The organism is Pseudomonas sp. 43(2021) (assembly GCF_017490805.1).
In the GTDB taxonomy this organism is placed as follows: domain Bacteria; phylum Pseudomonadota; class Gammaproteobacteria; order Pseudomonadales; family Pseudomonadaceae; genus Aquipseudomonas.
Genome location: NZ_JAFGYJ010000104.1, coordinates 1 through 724, shown reverse-complemented (window position 1 = coordinate 724; position 724 = coordinate 1). Strand labels below are relative to the sequence as shown.

Sequence of the window (724 nt, the reverse complement as noted above, 5' to 3'; positions counted from 1 at the left end):
CAATAATTCGGTCGCACAACGTCCGACCGTTACTACCGGGCAATATGTAGTCCGCCCCGGCGATACCTTGTTTTCGATCGCCTTTCGTTACGGCTGGGACTACAAAACCCTCGCCGCCCGGAACAATATTCCTACGCCGTATACGATCCATCCGGGTCAGACAATTCGCTTCGACGGGCGCAGCGGTTCAACGCCGACAGCGGTGGTGAGCAACTCCAGTTCTTCACCTTCTTCGTCGAGTAAAACCACGGTAATCCGGCGCCAGGCGAATGGCACCACAACCACTACAACCACCGGTTCCAAAGGGGTTGTACCGTCCGTCGCGAGCAAACCTGCACCCGCTCCACTGCCTCCGGCAGGCCCGGCCCCGACCGGCTGGGGATGGCCATCTAATGGCGTTCTGATTGGAAAATTCTCTTCAAACGGTAGTTTGAATAAAGGAATTGATATCGCCAGAGATTTGGGACAGCCTGTTTTAGCTGCGTCTGATGGGACGGTCGTATACGCCGGGAGTGGCTTAAGGGGCTACGGCGAATTGGTCATCATCAAACACAGCGAAACCTACGTCAGTGCTTACGGACATAACCGCAGGCTGTTGGTTCGGGAGGGGCAGCAGGTCAAGGTCGGACAGACAATTGCCGAAATGGGGTCAACGGGTACAGACCGGGTGAAACTGCATTTTGAGATTCGCCGCCAAGGTAAACCTGTGGATCCGCTGCAGTTC

At 55.8% G+C, this 724-nt stretch carries 1 protein-coding gene; it reads left to right on the top strand.

Annotated elements, in window-relative coordinates; translation table 11 throughout:
• Positions 1-724 (top strand): peptidoglycan DD-metalloendopeptidase family protein (locus tag J5M71_RS26155; RefSeq protein ID WP_207838347.1); only part of this gene is annotated, 724 nt, incomplete at both ends.